At 31.2% G+C, this 349-nt stretch carries 1 protein-coding gene; it reads right to left on the reverse strand.

The features are described 5' to 3' along the window. Nucleotides 1–135: 135 nt before the first annotated feature. The coding region (locus tag J582_RS27465; protein WP_416202110.1) for a RepB family plasmid replication initiator protein at nt 136–349 on the reverse strand (214 nt) is incomplete at its 5' end.

Below are 349 nucleotides of genomic sequence, written 5' to 3' on the forward strand. Positions count from 1 at the left end.
AGTCTTTTTTTAATTTTAGAACTACATCTTTTTTATAACGAGTGTATGGATTGTATTTATCTAAAATTTTCAACATCACCAAAACAATAGATGTAAACCTTAAAGATATCCCTGCATCTTCATAAGTAGCATCAATTACCCAGTTAGAGTAGACCTTTTCCCCCTATCATTAACGTATGAAAAGGACCGATCTACTAGTTTTTTTGACGCATTTTCAATTTGTTTATAAGCAGAATTGACTTTGATACCACAGTCATCAGCAAATTGTTGAGCAGATATTAAGATTTGATCTTGTTCACTTGCATCGATATTTCTAGCAATCGGAGAAGCCATAATTAAAAAAAGACTA

This window comes from Acinetobacter sp. 1566109 (assembly GCF_000582255.1).
GTDB classification, from domain to species: domain Bacteria; phylum Pseudomonadota; class Gammaproteobacteria; order Pseudomonadales; family Moraxellaceae; genus Acinetobacter; species Acinetobacter nosocomialis.